Annotated in this window: 17 protein-coding genes and 1 riboswitch; of the genes, 9 read left to right on the forward strand and 8 right to left on the reverse strand. The window is 66.9% G+C overall.

Going from position 1 to position 19125, the window contains the following annotated elements; translation table 11 throughout:
• Positions 1 to 94: 94 nt before the first annotated feature.
• A complete protein-coding gene (locus A5779_RS06630; protein WP_064880162.1) occupies positions 95 to 2335 on the reverse strand; it encodes an NADP-dependent isocitrate dehydrogenase in 2241 nt (746 codons plus the stop codon).
• A 278-nt stretch (positions 2336 to 2613) separates the two neighbouring features.
• Positions 2614 to 2733, forward strand: a riboswitch (SAM riboswitch).
• A 170-nt stretch (positions 2734 to 2903) separates the two neighbouring features.
• On the opposite strand from A5779_RS06630, the gene A5779_RS06635 reads away from it, so the two are divergent.
• The 3 genes from A5779_RS06635 to A5779_RS06645 are packed head-to-tail and all read left to right on the forward strand — an operon-like array spanning position 2904 to position 6099.
• Positions 2904 to 4226, forward strand: a complete 1323-nt coding sequence (locus A5779_RS06635; protein WP_064880165.1) for a bifunctional o-acetylhomoserine/o-acetylserine sulfhydrylase — start codon at positions 2904 to 2906, stop codon at positions 4224 to 4226.
• A 20-nt stretch (positions 4227 to 4246) separates the two neighbouring features.
• Positions 4247 to 5377, forward strand: a complete 1131-nt coding sequence (metX, locus tag A5779_RS06640; protein ID WP_064880167.1) for a homoserine O-acetyltransferase MetX — start codon at positions 4247 to 4249, stop codon at positions 5375 to 5377.
• Positions 5374 to 6099 carry a class I SAM-dependent methyltransferase gene (locus tag A5779_RS06645; protein ID WP_064880169.1) on the forward strand — a complete coding sequence of 242 codons (726 nt, stop codon included), beginning with the start codon at positions 5374 to 5376 and terminating at the stop codon, positions 6097 to 6099. The genes metX and A5779_RS06645 overlap by 4 nt, the downstream gene beginning before the upstream one ends.
• 11 nt (positions 6100 to 6110) lie before the next feature.
• On the opposite strand, the gene A5779_RS06650 is transcribed toward A5779_RS06645, so the two are convergent.
• Positions 6111 to 6614: a winged helix-turn-helix transcriptional regulator gene (locus A5779_RS06650; protein ID WP_064880191.1), complete on the reverse strand. Its 504-nt coding sequence runs from the start codon at positions 6612 to 6614 to the stop codon at positions 6111 to 6113.
• An 82-nt stretch (positions 6615 to 6696) separates the two neighbouring features.
• Between A5779_RS06650 and A5779_RS06655 the strand changes: the two genes are divergently transcribed.
• Positions 6697 to 7116, forward strand: a complete 420-nt coding sequence (locus A5779_RS06655; protein WP_082941559.1) for a nuclear transport factor 2 family protein — start codon at positions 6697 to 6699, stop codon at positions 7114 to 7116.
• Here A5779_RS06655 and A5779_RS06660 read toward each other — a convergent pair.
• Together A5779_RS06660 and A5779_RS06665 are read right to left on the reverse strand one after the other, a co-directional pair.
• A complete protein-coding gene (locus tag A5779_RS06660; protein ID WP_064880170.1) occupies positions 7106 to 8653 on the reverse strand; it encodes an FAD-dependent monooxygenase in 1548 nt (515 codons plus the stop codon). The two genes, A5779_RS06655 and A5779_RS06660, sit on opposite strands and share 11 nt — an antisense overlap.
• The gene (locus A5779_RS06665) at positions 8650 to 9273 is read right to left on the reverse strand and encodes a TetR/AcrR family transcriptional regulator (RefSeq protein WP_064880172.1); all 624 of its coding nucleotides are present in this window, start codon (positions 9271 to 9273) and stop codon (positions 8650 to 8652) included. Before A5779_RS06665 ends, A5779_RS06660 begins: the two co-directional genes overlap by 4 nt.
• A gap of 105 nt (positions 9274 to 9378) precedes the next feature.
• Here A5779_RS06665 and A5779_RS06670 point away from each other — a divergent pair, with 105 nt between their 5' ends.
• Entirely contained in the window at positions 9379 to 9723 is a 345-nt protein-coding gene (locus tag A5779_RS06670) for a type II toxin-antitoxin system Phd/YefM family antitoxin (RefSeq protein WP_064880174.1), read from the forward strand.
• Positions 9724 to 9732: 9 nt separating this feature from the next.
• A complete protein-coding gene (locus tag A5779_RS06675; RefSeq protein WP_064880176.1) occupies positions 9733 to 10356 on the forward strand; it encodes an ATPase in 624 nt (207 codons plus the stop codon).
• A gap of 74 nt (positions 10357 to 10430) precedes the next feature.
• Here A5779_RS06675 and A5779_RS06680 read toward each other — a convergent pair whose 3' ends face one another.
• Together A5779_RS06680 and A5779_RS06685 are read right to left on the reverse strand one after the other, a co-directional pair.
• On the reverse strand, positions 10431 to 10724 hold the full coding sequence (locus tag A5779_RS06680) for a DUF3017 domain-containing protein (RefSeq protein WP_055109665.1): 294 nt from the start codon (positions 10722 to 10724) through the stop codon (positions 10431 to 10433).
• A complete protein-coding gene (locus tag A5779_RS06685) occupies positions 10721 to 11572 on the reverse strand; it encodes a bifunctional methylenetetrahydrofolate dehydrogenase/methenyltetrahydrofolate cyclohydrolase (RefSeq protein ID WP_064880194.1) in 852 nt (283 codons plus the stop codon). Before A5779_RS06685 ends, A5779_RS06680 begins: the two co-directional genes overlap by 4 nt.
• A 37-nt stretch (positions 11573 to 11609) precedes the next feature.
• Here A5779_RS06685 and A5779_RS06690 point away from each other — a divergent pair, with 37 nt between their 5' ends.
• Both A5779_RS06690 and A5779_RS06695 read left to right on the forward strand, forming a co-directional pair.
• A complete protein-coding gene (locus A5779_RS06690; RefSeq protein WP_064880178.1) occupies positions 11610 to 12833 on the forward strand; it encodes an NADH:flavin oxidoreductase in 1224 nt (407 codons plus the stop codon).
• Positions 12834 to 12856: 23 nt separating this feature from the next.
• Complete coding sequence (locus tag A5779_RS06695) at positions 12857 to 13741, forward strand: hypothetical protein (protein WP_064880195.1); 885 nt, start codon at positions 12857 to 12859, stop codon at positions 13739 to 13741.
• Here A5779_RS06695 and A5779_RS06700 read toward each other — a convergent pair.
• Positions 13738 to 15498 (reverse strand): BamB-related PQQ repeat family beta-propellar protein, encoded by a 1761-nt coding sequence (locus tag A5779_RS06700; RefSeq protein WP_064880196.1) that lies wholly within the window; start codon positions 15496 to 15498, stop codon positions 13738 to 13740. The genes A5779_RS06695 and A5779_RS06700 overlap by 4 nt on opposite strands.
• Positions 15499 to 15574: 76 nt before the next feature.
• Between A5779_RS06700 and A5779_RS06705 the strand changes: the two genes are divergently transcribed.
• Positions 15575 to 18232 carry an FHA domain-containing protein gene (locus tag A5779_RS06705; protein ID WP_165609750.1) on the forward strand — a complete coding sequence of 886 codons (2658 nt, stop codon included), beginning with the start codon at positions 15575 to 15577 and terminating at the stop codon, positions 18230 to 18232.
• Positions 18233 to 18559: 327 nt separating this feature from the next.
• Here A5779_RS06705 and A5779_RS06710 read toward each other — a convergent pair whose 3' ends face one another.
• Positions 18560 to 19123: a pentapeptide repeat-containing protein gene (locus A5779_RS06710; RefSeq protein ID WP_064880182.1), complete on the reverse strand. Its 564-nt coding sequence runs from the start codon at positions 19121 to 19123 to the stop codon at positions 18560 to 18562.
• Between the last annotated feature and the right edge of the window lie 2 nt (positions 19124 to 19125).

Here is a 19125-nt window from a genome sequence, read left to right on the forward strand (position 1 = left end):
CCAGCGGCGGCTACTACTCCCCGGAGGCCGAGAAGACCGCCAGACAGCAGTCGGGGGGGCGCCGGGATATCCCGTCGCCGCCCCGACTTGCCACCTAGACCTTCTCGGAAGCCGCCAGAGCGTCGTTGAGCGTCTTGCTCGGACGCATCACCGCGGCGGTCTTCTCGGCATCCGGGTAGTAGTAGCCGCCGATGTCGGCCGGCTTGCCCTGCGCCGCGTTGAGTTCGGCGACGATGGCCTGCTCGTGTTCGCCGAGAGACTTGGCCAGCGGCGCGAAGTGCGCGGCCAGTTCCTTGTCCTCGGTCTGCTCGGCCAGCGCCTGCGCCCAGTACAGCGCCAGGTAGAACTGGCTGCCGCGGTTGTCCAGCTCTCCGGTCTTGCGCGAGGGAGACTTGTTCTCGTTCAACAACTCTCCGGTCGCGGTGTCCAGCGCGGCGGCCAGCACCTTGGCCTTGGCGTTGTCGGTCTTGTTGCCGAGGTCCTCCAGGCTGGCGCCCAGCGCCAGGAATTCGCCGAGCGAGTCCCAACGCAGGTGGTTCTCTTCCACCAGCTGATGGACGTGCTTGGGGGCCGAGCCGCCCGCACCGGTCTCGTACAGCCCGCCACCGGCCATCAGCGGCACGATCGAGAGCATCTTGGCGCTGGTACCCAACTCCAGGATCGGGAACAGGTCGGTCAGGTAGTCACGCAGGATGTTGCCGGTCACCGAGATGGTGTCCTTGCCGCGGATCAGCCGCTCCAGGGTGTAACGCATGGCCCAGACCTGCGGCAGGATCGTGATCTCCAGGCCCTCGGTGTCCTCTTCCTTGAGGTAGGCCTTGACCTTCTTGCGCAGCTCGTTCTCGTGCGGGCGCTCGTCATCGAGCCAGAACACGGCAGGCATACCGGACAACCGAGCCCGGTTGACGGCCAGCTTGACCCAGTCGCGGATCGGGGCATCCTTGACGATCGGCATCCGCCAGATGTCGCCCTCCTCGACCTCCTGGCTCAGCAGCACCTCACCGGAATCGATGTCGACGATCTTGGCGACACCGGCCTGCGGGATCTCGAAGGTCTTGTCATGGCTGCCGTACTCCTCGGCCTTCTGCGCCATCAGACCGACGTTGGGCACCGTGCCCATCGTGGTCGGGTCGAACTGACCGTGGGTCTTACAGAAGTTGATCACTTCCTGGTACATCCGGGAGAAGGTCGACTCCGGGTTGACCGCCTTGGTGTCCTTGGTGCGGCCGTCGGCGCCGTACATCTTGCCGCCGAGGCGGATCATGGCCGGCATCGACGCGTCGACGATGACGTCCGACGGCGAGTGGAAGTTCGAGATGCCCTTGGCCGAATCCACCATGGCCAGTTCGGGCCGGTGCTCGTGGCAGCGGTGCAGGTCCTCGATGATCTCTTCCCGCTGCGAGGCCGGTAGCGCCTCGATCTTGCTGTAGAGATCCGACAGACCGTTGTTGACGTTCACCCCGAGCTCGTCGAACAGCTTCTCGTGCTTGGCGAAGGCGTCCTTGTAGAAGACCTTGACGGCGTGGCCGAACACGATCGGGTGGCTGACCTTCATCATGGTCGCCTTGACGTGCAGCGAGAACATCACGCCCGTCTTGTAGGCGTCCTCGATCTGCTCCTCGTAGAACTCGATCAGCGCCTTCTTGCTCATGTACATCGAGTCGATGACGTCGCCCTCGTCGAGCTTCACCTCGGGCTTGAGCACGATGGTCTCGCCGCCGGACGTCTCCAGCTCCATGCGTACGTTGCGCGCCTTGTCCAGGGTCATCGACTTCTCACCGTGGTAGAAGTCGCCGGTCTTCATGGTGGCCACGTGGGTACGCGACGCCTGCGACCACTCGCCCATGCTGTGCGGGTGTTTGCGCGCGTATTCCTTGACCGCCTTGGGAGCGCGGCGGTCCGAGTTGCCTTCACGCAGAACGGGGTTCACTGCGCTGCCGAGAATCTTCGAGTAGCGATCGCGGATCGCCTTCTCCTCGTCGGTCTTCGGGTCGCCCGGGAAGTCGGGCACCGCGTAGCCCTTTTCCTGCAACTCCTTGACCGCGGCCACGAGCTGCGGGACCGACGCGCTGATGTTGGGCAGCTTGATGATGTTGGTTTCGGGCAGCTGAGTGAGACGCCCCAGTTCGCCCAGGTTGTCCGGGACCTTCTGGTCGTCGGTCAGGTAGTCACCGAATTCGGCCAGGATGCGGGCCGCAACCGAGATGTCACTGGTCTGGATATCGATACCCGCCGGCTCTGCAAAGGCGCGGATGATCGGCAAGAAGGAGTACGTCGCAAGCAGCGGCGCCTCGTCGGTCAGCGTGTAGATGATGGTCGGCTGCTGGGCAGTCATGGTTGCTCTCCCGGCGTCAGTCTGGGTTGGACGAGGATCACTCGTTCTCACCCGCGGTTATTCGCTGCTCTGTTATCGCGGGCCAGACTACAAGGGAGCGGATCGCCGCGAAGGAGCAGCTTTCATTACTGACCAGTAACTTTGGCTTACGTTCAGGCGCCCGACACCTCCACGCACCCGCCGAACCGAACGTGTTTCAGTCCCGTCCGCGCAGAACCGGCAAACACGCTGAAGAACCGACTGGCACCGCCTCAGCGCGTTGCGATAAGCTGCAGGCCGGTCATGAGTGTCAGCATCAAGCCCCGGCTTGCTGGCCGGCAACCCTCCAACCGCGGTGGGGTGCCCCGGGTGATGACCAGGTTGAGCAGTCGTTCGCGGCTGTAAGGCAAGCGCGGGTCCGAAGGTACGGGCCCCCAGACAGACAGGGAAACCTGATGGAGGCCAGCCATGTGTATGTGTCCATGAACTGTCGATGTTCGCGTGTCGTCGTAGTCGACGAGCGAGACGTCCGGTAGCCGACCCACACCCCTACCTTCCTCATCCCCTCACCCGGAGGAGACACCAAGCCATGACAACCGCCGAAAACTGGTCGTTCGAGACCAAGCAGGTCCATGCCGGTCAGACGCCGGACAGCGCCACCAACGCCCGCGCCCTGCCGATCTACCAGACGACGTCCTATACGTTCCGCGACACCGACCACGCGGCCGCCCTGTTCGGGCTGGCCGAGCCGGGCAACATCTACACCCGGATCATGAATCCCACGACCGACGTGGTCGAGCAGCGCATCGCCGCACTCGAAGGCGGCGTCGCCGCGCTGCTGCTGTCCTCCGGGCAGGCCGCCGAGACTTTCGCCATCCTCAACCTGGCCGGCGCCGGTGACCACATCGTGTCCAGCCCACGCCTGTACGGCGGCACGTACAACCTCTTCCACTACACGCTGCCCAAGCTCGGCATCGAGGTCAGCTTCGTCGAGGATCCCGACAACCTGGACAGCTGGCGGGCGGCCGTGCGGCCGAACACCAAGGCCTTCTTCGCCGAGACGATCTCCAACCCCCAGATCGACATCCTCGACATCCCGAACGTGTCCGCCGTGGCACACGAGAACGGTGTCCCGCTGATCGTCGACAACACCATCGCCACGCCCTACCTGATCCAGCCCATCGCCCTCGGCGCCGACATCGTGGTGCACTCGGCCACCAAGTACCTGGGCGGGCACGGTTCGGCGATTGCCGGTGTGATCGTCGACAGTGGCAACTTCGACTGGACCAACGGACGCTTCCCGGGGTTCACCGAGCCGGACCCCAGCTACCACGGCGTGATCTTCGCCGAGCTCGGCGCACCCGCCTACGCGCTCAAGGCCCGCGTGCAGCTGCTGCGCGATCTGGGCAGCGCCCTGTCGCCGTTCAACGCCTTTTTGATCGCGCAGGGATTGGAAACGCTGTCGCTGCGTGTTGAACGCCACGTGGCCAATGCGCAGAAGGTCGCCGAGTACCTGGCCGGGCACTCCGGCGTCACCTCGGTGAATTACGCCGGACTCCCCACCTCTCCCTGGTATGAGCTGGGGCAGAAGCTGGCACCCAAGGGCACCGGCGCCGTGCTGGCATTCGAGTTGGCGGGCGGTGTGGAAGCGGGCAAGGCGTTCGTCAACGCCCTCACGTTGCACAGCCACGTCGCCAACATCGGTGACGTGCGCTCGTTGGTGATCCACCCCGCCTCGACCACGCACGCACAGCTCTCCCCCGAGGAGCAGCTGTCCACCGGCGTGACCCCCGGCCTGGTGCGGCTGGCCGTCGGTATCGAGGGCATCGACGACATCCTGGCCGACCTGGAGCAGGGATTCGCCGCCGCCCGTCCGTTCAGCGGCGTCGCGCAGACTGCGGCGACGGTGTAGGACGGCGAGAGAAGACCGGCATGACGATCACCGAAGAACCCGCCGTGTCCACCGTCCCGTTGCCCGCCGAAGGCGAGATCAGCGTGGTGCACATCGGTGCCCTGACGCTGGAGAACGGCACTGTCCTGCCCGACGTGTCGATCGCCGTGCAGCGCTGGGGCAAGCTGTCCCCCGCACGCGACAACGTGGTGATGGTGCTGCACGCGCTGACCGGCGACTCCCATGTCACCGGACCGGCCGGCGACGGCCATCCGACCGCGGGTTGGTGGGACGGGGTGGCCGGGCCGGGCGCCCCGATCGATACCGACCAGTGGTGCGCGATCTCGACCAACGTGCTCGGCGGCTGCCAGGGCTCGACCGGCCCGGGTTCCCTTGCCCCCGACGGAAAGCCATGGGGCTCACGGTTTCCCCAGATCACAATCCGCGACCAGGTCGAGGCCGACCGGGCTGCACTGGCCGCCCTCGGTATCACCGAGGTGGCCGCGGTGGTCGGCGGGTCGATGGGCGGCGCCCGAGCGCTGGAATGGCTCGTCGGGCACCCCGACGAGGTTCGGGCCGGGTTGGTACTGGCCGTCGGGGCCCGCGCGACCGCCGACCAGATCGGCACCCAGAGCACCCAGGTGGCCGCGATCAAGGCCGATCCGGACTGGCAGGGCGGTGATTACTACGACACCGGCCGGTCACCGTCGGCCGGAATGGAGATCGCCCGGCGCTTCGCGCACCTGACCTATCGCGGTGAAGAGGAACTCGACGACCGCTTCGGAAACGACGCCCAGGGCGACGAGGACCCGACCGACGGCGGACGTTACGGGGTGCAGAGCTACCTCGAGTACCAGGGCGGCAAACTGGCCCGCCGATTCGACCCTGGCACCTATGTGACTCTCTCGGATGCGCTGTCCACCCACGATGTGGGCCGCGGACGCGGCGGAGTCGCCAGCGCACTGCGTAGCTGTCCGGTGCCCGTCATCGTCGGCGGGATCACCTCCGACCGGCTCTACCCCATCCGGCTGCAACAGGAACTGGCCGAGTTGCTGCCGGGCTGCAACGGCCTCGACGTGGTCGACTCAGCGTTCGGCCACGACGGCTTCCTGGTCGAGACGGAGGTGGTGGGTAAATTGATCCGCCGCACACTGGAGCTGGCACAGCGGTGAGTTCACCCAAGGCGCGTTCCCTGTCCTTCGGCTCAGAGGCCGCCGCCTACGAACGCGGCCGGCCGTCGTATCCGCCGGAGGCGATCGACTGGCTGCTGCCCGAGGGTGCCCACGACGTGCTGGATCTGGGCGCAGGTACCGGCAAGCTGACCACCCGGCTCGTCGAGCGCGGGCTGGACGTCATCGCCGTCGACCCCATTCCGGAAATGCTTGAGCTGCTGACGAACTCATTGCCGGACACCCCGGCACTGCTCGGTACCGCCGAGGAGATTCCACTGGCCGACAACAGCGTCGACGCGGTGCTGGTGGCCCAGGCGTGGCACTGGTTCGACCCGGAGCGGGCGGTCAAGGAGGTCAGCCGGGTGCTGCGCCCGGGCGGTCGACTGGGCCTGGTGTGGAACACCCGCGACGAGCGGTCGGGCTGGGTCAAGGATCTGGGCCGCATCATCGGACCCGAACATGATCCCAACAGCGAGGTGGCACTGGGTGAACCGTTCGGCGCGATCGAACGTCACCAGGTGGAGTGGACGAGCTATCTGACGCCCCAGGCACTCATCGATCTGGTGGCCTCGCGCAGCTACTGCATCACCTCACCGGAGCGGGTGCGCACCCAGACACTGGAGCAGGTCCGCGAACTGCTGTCCACCCACCCGGCGCTCGCCCATTCGTCGGGCCTGGCGCTGCCCTACGTCACCGTGTGTATCGGAGCCACACTCGACTGAGGTCGACCCACCTAGGCGTCGCGGCCCCCGATGAACTCGCCGATGACGGCGGTGCCCGGGCCGGGCCGCGCACCTGGACCGGCCGTGGCGGTCGTGGTGTCTGCGCTGAGTTCTCCGCCACACTGGGCGCATACCGTCTTCGCTGTTGTGACACAACCACATTCGTCGTGAACAAGTACGGCCGGCGGTCCATCCGACCCGGCCAGCCACTTGTCCCCCCACGCCACCAGCGTTGCGATCACCGGGTAGAGATCGCGACCTTTGTCGGTGAGCAGGTACTCGTACCGCGGTGGCGCGCTCTGATACTGCCGTCGTTCCACGACTCCGTGGCCTTCGAGTTCGTCGAGACGCGCGGCCAGGATGTTCGACGCGATACCGAGGTCGCGGCGGATGTCCTCGAACCGCGTCAACCCCGCGAACAGGTCACGCAGGATCAACGGGGTCCAGCGTTGCCCGACCACGTCGACCGCGCGCGCAATCGAGCACGCGATATCGCCGAAGGACTGTTTGGGCACACCCGAACCGTAGTCCATTGCGAATTGCAATGAACAGAGATTAGGGTGGGTTGCAATTCGCAAGTGACTGAGGGATGGGGCGATGAAAACGACGACAGACTCGGTCAACGCGTTCTGCGAGGCCACCCGCACCAACGACATCGACCGAGCGATGGCCACGCTGGCCCCGGACGCGGAACTCATCTCGCCGTTGTCCGGCCGGATGGTGTTCCGCGGACACGACGATCTCCGCTCGCTGCTCACCGCGGTGTACGGAGGCCTGGGGCAGCTGTCATGGCAGGAACCGATCGGCGAGGGACCGATTCGCGTGGCGGTCAGCGAAGGCAGGGTCGCAGGCGTCACCATCACCGACGCGCTGGTGCTCGAACTCGACGACAACGGCCAGATTCGGCGACTGCGCCCGCACCTGCGGCCGTGGCTCGCGACCACGGTCTTCGCACTCCTGCTCGGACCGAAGATCGCCCGCCACCCCGCCGTCTTGCGCCGCGCCCTCAGGCGCTGAGCGCATCCAGTTCCGCTTCCGGCCCGAACCAACGCTGCAGCGCACCACGTAGCCGGTCCTGGTCGGTTTCGGCGAGTTCGTCTGCCGCCCAGGCGACATAGCCGTCAGGTCGGATCAGCAGAAACGCAGCGGGCCGGTCTTGTGCGGTCGCCACCGTCACGTCCAGCCGGTCGCGCCAGCCCTCGATCACGTCGGCGCAATCGCCGCCGGACAGGTCGAGCAACAACGGCCTCCCCGACTGCAGCAGCTCGGCGATACGGCGCCCGTCATCCAGGACGAAATCAGGCACGAAGTATCCGGACAGCCGGTGCTCGTCATCGACGTCGTACCGGACGTCCGAGCCGGCCAGGACCCCGGCGATGTGCGCCGCGCCGTCCGGCGTCGCCAGGAGTTCGCCGAAAAGCTGTCGCAGCGCGGTGACTTCGGGCCCCGAGGCCATCAGGGCGGCCTGGGACATCGAGTGCATCATCACCCGCTGCCCGGCCGGCCAGCGCTCGCTGTGATAGCTGTCCAGCAGGCCGTCAGGTGCCCGGCCCTGCACTGTGGCGGCCAGTTTCCAGCCGAGGTTCATCGCATCCTGCAGTCCCAGGTTCAGACCAGGGCCGCCCATCGCCGAATGCACGTGGGCGGCGTCTCCCACCAGGAAGACGTTGCCGGCGCGGTACCGCTCCGCCTGACGGGTGTTCTGGCCGTTGATCCGTCGCAGAGCATGCGGTCCCGGCCCGTCTGGGGGTTCGATCGGCAGATCGGCACCGACCACTCGCCTCGCGCTCGCGCGCAACTCGTCGATCGTCAGCTCCGGTGCATCCTCGGGCAGCACGGAGCCGTACTCGATGGTCCCCAGCATCGACCGCCCCTCCTGGAACTCGGCGTAGATCAGCACACCATTGTCGAAGCGATTGTGTCCGAACGGGATTCGTCCAACTCCAGGGATGTTCAGTTGGCCGTAGCCCGCGCGCAACTCATCCGGCAGGCTGATGTGGGCCACTCTCGCGACCATCTCGGTGGTCAGCCCGGGGAATTCGATGCCGGCCTTCTTCCTGACCGGACTGCGGCCCCCGTCGGCGCCGACGAGATAGGTGGTCGAAAGCCGGTAGTTCCCCGCGGGTGCGGCAACCTCCAAGGTGACGCCGTCGGATTCGTGCCGGAGATCGACGAGCTCATGCCCCCACCGGATCTCGACCCCCAGCCCCTGTACCCACTCCACGAGTTGGCGCACGACCTTGGGCTGCTGAATCAGCATGCCGTACATCGGATTGTCGATGACATCGGCGAACGGCACCTGCATGCCCGCGAAGATGTAGCCCCCCATCGGCTCCGGAGCATCGTCCGTTCCGCTGAGCGTCCGGTACAGGCCCCGCAGGTCGAGCACGCGGTTGGCCTGCCCGACAATGCCGTTCGCCTTCAGCTCCTCGCTGGGCTCAGGCAGCTGCTCCAACACCACCGGCCGCACACCGGCCAGCGCCAACTCACCGGCCACCAGCAGACCGTTGGGTCCGGCACCGGAGACGACGACGTCCACCTTGTTCTCGTTCATGAGTTCCCTCCTGGTTCCGGCAGGCCCGCGGCCACCGCCGCGAACCCTTTGCGCAGTAGTGATGTGAAAGACACTGGCGGATCGGCGATCCCGTACTCGTCCATCGCGACATCGCCGACGGCACGCACCACGGCGGCCACCAGCCGCGGGTACATGTCACGTTCCGGGTCGGTGCCGGTCCGCTCGGCGATTGCCGCCACCCACTCGTCGGACATCCCCCGGAAGGTCGCATCGCGAATCTCCGGGATCATCAGCAGTTTTCGGACCTCGGCCAACTGCTGACGCGTCGGCAGCGCGTTCTCCACACCGTAGACGTCGGACATGTCGGCGTCCACCGGATTAACCACCGATTCGGTGATGGCGGTCCACAACGGCTCATCGGCCGGGCGCGAGCGCAACAGGTCGATACTGCGCCGCAAGCGCTCCTGCTGCCGGTAGGCCAGCGCGTCGAACTTGCCGGCGAAGTAGTTGGTGAAGGTGCGCAGCGAGACCCCGGCCAGATTGGCGATGTCTTCGCGGGTGACATTCTCGAGGCCCCGCTCGAACGCCAGCGTCAGCGCCGCATCACTCAGCGCCCGTCGCGTGTCGAGCTTCTTGCGTTCCCGCAGTCCCGGTTCCATGCCACCACGGTAGGCGAATTATTGCCTACTGGGCAAGATTGCCTACTGGGCATTTCCTGTGAGTATCAGGGTGGCTGGAATAGCCAAAATGGCTAAAATGGCCATATGACAACTCTGACTTTCCGCAACCGCGCCGGCGAGCTCGTCGACGTACCGTCCGTCGCGGCTACCCGGTTCAAGAACGAGTTCGCCGCGATCGTCGAACAGGCTGCCCTCGGCGGCGCCGTCACGATCACCAAACACAACGCCCCTAAGGCAGTGCTCGTGTCCTACGCCGAGTTCGAAGCGCTCACCCGCGCCAACGCCCCGGCCCTCGACGAGCTGACCGAGGAATTCGACACCCTGCTGGAACGCATGCAGACGCCCGAATCCAAGACAGCCATGGCTGCTGCATTCGACGCAACACCCGAACAGCTGGGCGCCGCGGCGCAATCGGCACAACGAGGCTGAGCCCCTCAGGTGCCTTGCATCTACGTCCTTGCCGGGGTCAACGGCGCCGGCAAGAGCAGCATCGGCGGTGCCACCATCCGCTCGTTCGGAGGCGACTACTTCAACCCCGACGAAGCCGCTCGCCAGCTGATGGCCGCCAATCCCGAGCTCGACCAGACCCGAGCCAACAGCCTGGCCTGGCATCAGGGCAAGCGGCTACTGGAACGCGCCATCGCCGAAAAGCTCGACCTGGCCATCGAATCCACCCTCGCCGGCAGCACCATCCCCCGACTGTTGACTGAAGCCATCGCCGCAGGATTCGAGGTGCGGATCTGGTACGTCGGGCTGGCCTCCCCCGAGCTGCACTTCGAGCGGGTCCGGCACCGGGTGGGCGCCGGCGGTCATGACATCCCGGAATCGTCGATCCGGCGCCGGTGGCGGCACAGCAGGCAGAACCTCGTGCAGTTACTCCCGGTGGTCACCGAACTCCGCGTCTACGACAACTCCGCGGACGCCGATCCGGCCGGTGAGCACGCGCCACTGCCGGTCCTGGTGCTACATGTGGCCCGCGGCGAGATCGTCGGTCCGGCCGATCTGTCGAACACGCCGGAGTGGGCCAAGCCGATCGTGGCGGCCGCGCTGAAATTGGGTTGAGCCGCGCCGAAAGGCCAGTTATGACACGGACTTTCCTCAGTTCAGTGCGACAACTGGCCACTCGGTCGAGAGAATTACGAGGTGCCGAGCGGGTCGATGGTCCACGCGATGTAGAGCACGATGGCACTCACGGTCGCGGTGGTCGTGAAGTCGATGGTCCGCGAACGCACCACCAGAAGTCCGGCCCGGTCATCGGTGAGGGCCAGCCGGAGCGCTGCAGCCGCGCCCACGCCGATCCCGATGACCAGCGCGCCGCGGCGCCAATAGCCCGCCACCACCAAGGCGAAGGCCGCGATGAAGATCAGCCCGACCACGAGGATCGGCCACTGGCCGGCGAACACCTTGCGGACGAACTCGTTCACTGTCACGCCAGTTTCGACTCTTCGGCCTCGACGACGTTGGTCAGCAGGAACGCCCGCGTCAGGGGCCCTACTCCGCCCGGGTTGGGTGACACGTGCCCCGCGACGTCCCAGACGTCGGGCGCGACGTCACCGGTGAGCTTGCCGTCCACCCGGCTCACACCGACGTCGACGACGGCGGCACCGGGCTTGACCATGTCAGCAGTCACCATGTGCGGCACCCCGACCGCCGCGATGATGATGTCGGCCTGCCGCGTCAGAGCGGGCAGATCGCGGGTACCCGTGTGGCACAGCGTGACCGTCGCGTTCTCCGAGCGCCGGGTGAGCAACAGGCCCATCGGCCGGCCGACCGTCACCCCGCGCCCGATCACCACGACATGCGCTCCGGCGATCGGCACGTCGAACCGCCGCAGCAGGTGCACGATGCCGCGAGGCGTGCAGGGAAGAGCCGCTTCCTTGCCCAGCACGAGCCGGCCCAGGTTGGTCGGATGCAGACCGTCGGCGTCCTTGGCCGGATCGATGCGCTCCAACGCGGCGTTCTCGTCCAGATGCTTCGGCAGCGGAAGCTGCACGATGTAGCCCGTGCACTCCGGGTTGGCGTTGAGCTCGTCGATGGTCTCGTCGAGCTGCGCCTGGGTGATGTCGGCGGGCAGGTCGCGGCGGATCGAGTTGATCCCGACCTTGGCGCAGTCGGCATGCTTGCCGCGCACGTAAGCCTGCGAACCGGGGTCGTCACCGACCAACACGGTCCCGAGCCCGGGCGTCCGGCCCGCTTCGGTCAATTTCGCGACGCGCTGCTTGAGATCAACGAAGATCTCGTCGCGCGTGGCCTTACCGTCCAACACAATGGAACCCACGGGTGCCATTGTGTCAGCCGCGTGGCAGGCTCAGCATATGAACACCCAGCCCAATGTGTTCACTGACGTATTCAGTGAGGCCAAGCTCGGCCCGGTGACGCTGCGCAACCGCATCATCAAGGCCGCCACCTTCGAAGCATCCACACCCAATGCGCTGGTCACCGATGATTTGATCAACTATCACCGCCTGCCCGCGGCCGGCGGCGTCGGCATGACCACCGTCGCGTATTGCGCGGTCTCCCCCGGCGGCCGCACCGACGGCTGGCAGATCTGGATGCGGCCCGAGGCCGTGCCCGGACTCGCCAAACTCACCGAGACCATCCACGCCGAAGGCGCGGCCATCAGTGCCCAGATCGGCCACGCCGGGCCGGTCGCCAACTCGCGCACCAACAAGGCCAAGGCGCTGGCGCCGGTGCGGTTCTTCAACCCGCTGTCGATGCGGTTCGCCAAGAAGGCCTCGATCGAGGACATCCGCGATGTCACCGAAGCACATGCCAATGCCGCACGGCTGGCCATCGACGCCGGATTCGACGCGGTCGAGGTCCACCTCGGCCACAACTATCTGGCCAGCTCGTTCCTGTCCCCACTGATCAACCGACGCACCGACGAGTTCGGCGGTTCACTGGAGAACCGGGCGAAGGTGGCCCGCGGTGTGGTGCGCGCGGTGCGCGACGCCGTCGACAAGCACGGCGACAGGAAGATCGCCGTCATCGCCAAGCTCAACATGAGCGACGGCATCCGCGGCGGTATCCCGATCGACGAGTCGCTGCAGACCGCGAAGTGGCTCGAGGAGGACGGCGGACTGGACGCCATCGAGCTCACCGCAGGTAGCTCGCTGGTCAACCCGATGTACCTGTTCCGCGGCGGCGCTCCGGTCAAGGAGTTCGCGGCGAACTTCAAGCCACCGATCAGCTGGGGCATCCGGATGAGCGGTAACAAGTTCTTCCGCGAATACCCGTACCACGAGGCGTATCTGATGCGCGACGCCGAGAAGTTCCGCGCCGAGCTGACCATGCCCATCATCCTGCTGGGCGGCATCACCAACCGGGAGACCATGGACCGGGCGATGGCGGCGGGTTTCGACTTCGTCGCGATGGGCCGCGCACTACTCGCCGAGCCCGATCTGCTCAACCGGATCAAGGCAGAGGACGAAAAGGGTTCGGTCAAATCGCTTTGCACGCACTGCAACGAGTGCATGCCGACGATCTACAGCCATACCCATTGCGTGGTGACGGGAGCCCCGGACACACTCGTGAAGTGAGCACAGACGCCGTCAGCGACACCATGGTGACCTACCGCTACGTACGGGTCGGCCTGGTGGCGCTGGTGGTGTTCCTGTTGACCTCGCTGGCATTGACCTGGGCACACACCTGCCCGCAGGGGTCGATCAGCGCGTTCTTCTACACCCGCACCCACGCGGTGTTCCTGGCGTCCCTGTGCGCGATCGGCATCTGCCTGATCGCCTACAAGGGCAGCCGGGTGGGTGAGGACGCACTGCTCAATTACTCCGGTTTCATGGCCTTCATCGTGGCGCTGGTACCGACCGGCCCCGGCGACGACCTGTGTCAGCCATGGCTTCCCAGCGTGGCCGACCCCTTCGGCGGCGTCGCCAACAATGTCGCCGCGTTGTTCGTGGCCGTCGCCGTCGGCACCGGGATGTATCTGGCGCTGGACCGCTGGCGGCGCCCGCAAGTGCCGCCCGTGCCGTCCGAACCGTCCTGTGCCGAGGCCGCCACCCTGTGGAAGACCGTTGCCACCGCGCTGCTTCGGGTCGAAAAGTGGCTCCCGACAGCGCTGTTGGCCATCGCGATCGCCGGCGCCCCGCTGATGCTGTGGGACTGGTTCGCCGAGCATGCACACGTCATCGCCGCGGTGGCGATGTTCCTGGCCATCACGCTCGTGGCGGTCTACCACGCGTGCTACGCGCGGGCCGCGGTGCGACAGCACCTGGCCCGGTTCTACGCGACCATCGCCGCGCTCATGCTCGTCACCGTCGTGGCCGGCGTCGTGTTGCTGATCCTGGGATGGCATTTCGGCGTGATCACCGTCGAACTCATCCTCATCGTGCTTTTCGCGGTGTTCTGGGCGGTGCAGACCTGGGACGTCTGGGACGCCCAGGACCGCTACCCGGCAGAAGCCGTGCCGGCCCTGGCCACTACGCCGGCTTAGCCGGTGTACCCGTCGATCTGCAGCGTCTTCCCCTCGCTCCGCAACACCAACACCGCACCCGGGGACGGGACGAAGCCCTCCACCGATTGAGCAGGCACCGTTGCGGTCTCAGCGCACGTCTTCGCGTCGAAGGTGCGCAGTGATCCCGCGGCGCCCCGGTCGGCGAGGACCAGGGTGTCGGGGAACGCCACGTAGGCAGGTTGATCGACCCGCCGACTCGGCACCGTCGAGCGAGCCGGCTCGAGGCCATCGGGAAGCTGGCACCGTTGACGACCGTCAGCACCGAACAGGGTCAGCCGGGTAGCCCGATCGTCGAGATACCACACCACGAAATCATCACCGGGACCATAGGATTCAGCCAGACGCCCATCCGCAGGCAACGGGCTGACAGTGCGGTGAACGATATCGGCATACCTGACATCCGCGGGTGTTCCGGATCCCAGAATGGAAATGAAGACTCCGATGCCGTTGGCCGGCCGGTCCGACAGTCTGAGATAGCGCTGCTCGAGCGGCGCCTTCGGGTCGATCTTTCGCTCCGTCAGCAATGTGTCCCAACCGATTTGGCCGGTCTCGGGATCGAGCACGCTCAACCAGACCTTGCCGTCCTCACATTGAACTGCGGACACCACGCCGGAGGCGGCCACCACGGGTTCGACCATTCCGCATCCGGGATGCGGAGCGGGCACGCTCCACAACACGCGGCCGGTCCGGCCGTCGTACCGGGACCAGATGCGCTCGTCGTTCCACCCCACGATGAACGGCCCGGTCGCGGCGCGAAAACGTCCGCGGGCCGCCGTGGTCAGGGCGTCATCGCCACTGGTCCACAGTTGCTCACCGGTGAGTGCATCCAGACCGACCAGGCCACCATCGATGAACGCCAACACCGTGGCGCCGTCGTCGACCACCCGCATCCCGTTGACGCCGATCTCCGCCGGCCCGGTACGGGCGTAGTGCCACCGCTCCTTGCCGTCGGAACCATAGGCCGTGATGCGCCCGTTCTGATACACGACGAAACCGGCTCCGGCCGAATCGATGTCGTATAACGACACGTCTTTGTCGCCGAACGCGTCAGGCAACGACACGGTGAACGTCCGCTTCCCCAACGCGGTGGGAATCGGGGGCACATCGGTAGCTGCCGCCGTCGACGCGTCGACGAAACGCCCGTCGTCACCGGCGCGTAAGGCGCCGACGGTCACCACCGCGGCAACCACGACGGCGATCGCTGCGCCGACCGCCAGCAACTTCACCGAGCCGCGTTCCAACCGCGGGAACGCTCGCGCGGCCAGGAACGTCGCCGCCGCACCGGCCAGGCACAACCACCACGACGCCGCACCGAGAGGCAACGCCGTGGTGACCGGGGCGCTGTCCATCACCCGGCGGTAGAACGCCGGGATGCCCTGGCTGACGTAGGCGATGACCAGTAATGCCGCCACACCCGCGGCGCCGGCCGGGGTGGCCGCCAGATCACGGTCGGTGCGTCCGCGCCAGACGCTGTAGGCCATCGCCGCGATCAGCACCACCGCGATCACGGCCACCACCAGCGCCATCCGATTCGGCAACGCGTCGCCCCAGCGGTGCAGGTTGAGCGTGTACCAGGCGCTTTCACCTGCACTGCGCGGCGCAACCAGCCGCGCCCAGGCGCTCAGCGCCAAGGCCCACACCAACCACACCGCCGCCGCACCGGCCAGCACAATGCCCACCTGCCGCAGCGCGCCCAGCACCCGGACGACCACCTTCTGCGCCCCTTCAGAACCCATGCGTGCCATCGTCACACGCCGCCACACCCCCGCAACGGCCCAGCCCCGGTGAGAACAACGGATAGAGTTGAGCGCGATGAGCCCTGCGCTGACCGTTCGTTACGACGGGTCGACCCGTACCTTTGCCCCGGGCAACGATGTCGTCATCGGCCGAGACCTCCGCGCCGACGTCCGCATCGCCCACCCGCTGATCTCGCGTGCCCACCTGGTGCTGCGCTTCGACCAAGGCCGATGGGTCGCGATCGACAACGGCAGCCTCAACGGCATGTACGCCAACGGCCGCCGGGTGCCCACGCTCGACATCCATGACGGCCAGGTCGTCAACATCGGCAACCCGGACGGACCACAGCTGACCTTCGAGGTCGGCCGGGTCCAGGAGGGGTCCGTCGGCCGCACGCCGACAGCGGCAGTACCGATCGCGAACCGGCCCAGCGGCGCCTGGCCCACCCAGGCCGCACCCGGCCGACAGCAGTACGGCCAGCCGCCCGCCGCCCAGCGCCCCGGCTTCTCGTCGGGCCCACAACCTCGCTACCCGACGCCACCCACCGGGTATCCCAGCGGCCCACAGGGCGGTTACCCGAGCGGGCCGCAATCCGGCTACCCGAGTGGCCCGCAGACCGGCCACCCCAGCGGTCCACAGGCCTATCAGCCCCCTCCCGTTCGCAACTCGAACCCGGGCGCGGCGCCGACGACGATGGGGCCGGCCGCCAGCGTCCGCGGCAGCAGTGAGTCCGGCGGCAACATCGCGACCAGCATGCTCAAGATCCTGCGCCCCGGACGCCCCAGCCCGGCCCCGGCAGGCGCGGTGAAGATCGGCCGCGAAACCGACAACGACATCGTCATCCCCGATGTGCTGGCCTCGCGGCATCACGCCACGTTGATCCCGATGACCGGCGGCACCGCGATCCGCGACGAACGCAGCATCAACGGCACGTTCGTCAACGGCGCCCGCGTGGACTCCGCGATCCTGCATGACGGCGACGTGGTCACCATCGGCAACGTCGACCTGGTGTTCTCCGGCGGCACCCTGGTGCGCCGCAGCGAGACCGAGGCCGACACCCGTACCGGGGGGCTCGAGGTCCGGGCCCTGACCTGGACGATCGAGGGCAACAAGACGCTGCTCGAGAACATCTCGCTCGACGCACGACCCGGCATGCTGACCGCCGTCATCGGCCCGTCAGGTGCGGGCAAGTCGACGTTCGCCCGCCAGGTCGCCGGCCTGACCCATCCGACCAGCGGCACGGTCACGTTCGAGGGCCACGACGTCCACGCCGAGTACGCCTCGCTGCGATCCCGAATCGGCATGGTGCCTCAGGACGACGTCGTGCACGGCCAGCTCACCGTCCGGCAGGCACTCATGTACGCCGCCGAACTGCGACTCCCGCCGGACACCACCAAAGCCGACCGTGAACAGGTCGTCATGCAGGTGCTCGAAGAACTCGAGATGACCAAACATCTCGACACCCGGGTCGAAAAGCTGTCCGGCGGACAGCGCAAACGCGCCTCGGTTGCCCTGGAACTGTTGACCGGTCCGTCGCTGCTGATCCTCGACGAACCGACGTCGGGACTGGACCCGGCGCTGGACCGCCAGGTCATGACGATGCTGCGGCAACTCGCCGACGCCGGCCGCGTCGTGCTCGTCATCACCCACTCCCTGACGTATCTGGACGTGTGCGATCAGGTGCTGCTGCTGGCGCCCGGTGGGAAGACCGCATTCTGCGGGCCACCCGACCAGATCGGCGAGGAACTCGGCACCACCAACTGGGCCGACATCTTCAGCACCGTCGCGGGCGACCCTGAAGGAGCCAAGCAGCGGTACCTCGCCAAGCACGGCCCTCCGCCGCCGAAACCGCCCGCCGAGAAACCGGAGAGCCTCGGCGAGCCGACGCACACCAGCCTGTTCCGCCAGCTGTCGACGATCGCCCGACGACAAGTCCGGCTGATCGTGTCCGACCGCGGCTACACCGCGTTCCTGTTGATGCTGCCGTTCATCATGGGTGTGCTGTCGTTGTCGGTGCCCGGTGATGTCGGGTTCGGTCTGCCGGTGCCGGCCGTCCAAGGCGGTGAAGCGCCCAACGAACCGGGCCAGATCCTGGTGATGCTCAACGTCGGCGCAATCTTCATGGGCACCGCGCTGACCATCCGGGCACTGATCGGTGAACAGGCGATCTTCCGGCGTGAACAGGCCGTCGGCCTGTCGACGACGGCGTACCTGATGGCCAAGATCGCAGTCTTCGCGGTGTTCGCGGTCATCCAGTCCGCCATCGTCACGGTGATCACGATCCTCGGAAAGGGCTGGGGCCCTGGCGCCGTCGACAGAGGTGCGTTCCTCGGCGGCCGCAACCTCGAATTGTTCATCGACATCTCGATGACGTGTGTGGCCTCGGCGATGGTCGGGCTCGCGCTTTCGGCACTCGCCCGTTCAGCGGAACAGATCATGCCGCTGCTGGTGGTGACGGTGATGAGCCAGCTGGTGTTCTCCGGCGGCATGATCCCGGTGACCGACCGGGTCGTGCTGGATCAGTTGTCCTGGATCACCCCGGCGCGCTGGGGCTTCGCAGCCTCGGCATCGACCATCGACCTGACCCGTCTGGTGCCGCCACCGCTGCTGCCCGCTGACTCGCACTGGAAGCACACCCCGTCGGTGTGGCTGATCAACATCGGCATCCTCGTGCTGATCTGCATCGTCTACACCGGGTTCGTCCGCTGGCGGATCCGGCTGAAATCGGCCTGACGCGCTTCGGTCCACCGCCCGCTGGGTGCGGCGCTGTCTGCCCCGCTGGCTCCCCCGCTGGTGCTAACCCGCTTGCTCCCCATTGTCACGCTGGAGTGGCGCTCGACGACGCGTGCCACTCTGGCGTGACAAAGCGGTGTCGGAGCGTGCCGGGGCGTCACTCTGGCGTGACGCTCGGCGCCGAGAGCCACTCCAGCGTGACAAAGCGGGGGGCGACAGAGCGGGCGCGACCAAAGCCGGGGCGCGACAGAGCGGGCACGACAAAGCGGGGCGCGACGAAGCGGGGGCGCGACGCGCCAGGGGTTGCGCGCCAAAAGCGCGGAAAGGTCAGCCGCCGTGGACGTCGAGGCCGTGGGCGGCCGAGTAGGCCAGCGCCTGGGAGATGTCGATCTTGGCGCCGCGCAGCTTCGCGGTCGTCCAGAACGTGGGGTCGACGCGGGCACCACGCAGATCGGCCTCATCGAGCTTGGCGTCCTGCACGCGTGCGCCGGTCAGGTCCGCCTGCCGTAGCACCGCCTTGCGCAGGTCCACACCGACCAGACTGGCCTCCCGCAAGCGGCAGTCCGACAGGTCGACGTTGCGCAGATCGCAGCCGCCCAGCACGGCCAGCGTCAGGTCCGATTCCACGATCTTGATCGGCCGCAGGCGGCACTCGGTGAACACCGAACCCAGCAGGCTGCAGTTGGTGAACTCGCTGTGCCACAGCGTGGCGCGGCGGAACGTGCAGTTGCGGAACGCCGAGCCGAAATGTTGCGACTCGGACATGTCGACACCGCTGAAATCGCACTCGGTGAACACCACCCGCTCGGTGCGCAACCGGCTCAGATCTTCCTCGCGGAAGTCGTGACCTGTGAATTCCCTGTCCGCCCAGGCGGTTTCGTCAGCTACCACGC

The organism is Mycolicibacterium peregrinum (assembly GCF_001665625.1).
Lineage (GTDB): Bacteria > Actinomycetota > Actinomycetes > Mycobacteriales > Mycobacteriaceae > Mycobacterium > Mycobacterium peregrinum_B.

Excerpts from the sequence above, each read along its gene's own strand:
- A5779_RS06630 (WP_064880162.1), bottom strand. The coding sequence starts at position 2,335 with ATGACTGCCCAGCAGCCGACCATCATCTACACGCTGACCGACGAGGCG.
- A5779_RS06635 (WP_064880165.1), top strand. The coding sequence starts at position 2,904 with ATGACAACCGCCGAAAACTGGTCGTTCGAGACCAAGCAGGTCCATGCC.
- metX (WP_064880167.1), top strand. The coding sequence starts at position 4,247 with ATGACGATCACCGAAGAACCCGCCGTGTCCACCGTCCCGTTGCCCGCC.
- A5779_RS06655 (WP_082941559.1), top strand. The coding sequence starts at position 6,697 with ATGAAAACGACGACAGACTCGGTCAACGCGTTCTGCGAGGCCACCCGC.
- A5779_RS06660 (WP_064880170.1), bottom strand. The coding sequence starts at position 8,653 with ATGAACGAGAACAAGGTGGACGTCGTCGTCTCCGGTGCCGGACCCAAC.
- A5779_RS06665 (WP_064880172.1), bottom strand. The coding sequence starts at position 9,273 with ATGGAACCGGGACTGCGGGAACGCAAGAAGCTCGACACGCGACGGGCG.
- A5779_RS06670 (WP_064880174.1), top strand. The coding sequence starts at position 9,379 with ATGACAACTCTGACTTTCCGCAACCGCGCCGGCGAGCTCGTCGACGTA.
- A5779_RS06690 (WP_064880178.1), top strand. The coding sequence starts at position 11,610 with ATGAACACCCAGCCCAATGTGTTCACTGACGTATTCAGTGAGGCCAAG.
- A5779_RS06695 (WP_064880195.1), top strand. The coding sequence starts at position 12,857 with ATGGTGACCTACCGCTACGTACGGGTCGGCCTGGTGGCGCTGGTGGTG.
- A5779_RS06700 (WP_064880196.1), bottom strand. The coding sequence starts at position 15,498 with ATGGGTTCTGAAGGGGCGCAGAAGGTGGTCGTCCGGGTGCTGGGCGCG.
- A5779_RS06705 (WP_165609750.1), top strand. The coding sequence starts at position 15,575 with ATGAGCCCTGCGCTGACCGTTCGTTACGACGGGTCGACCCGTACCTTT.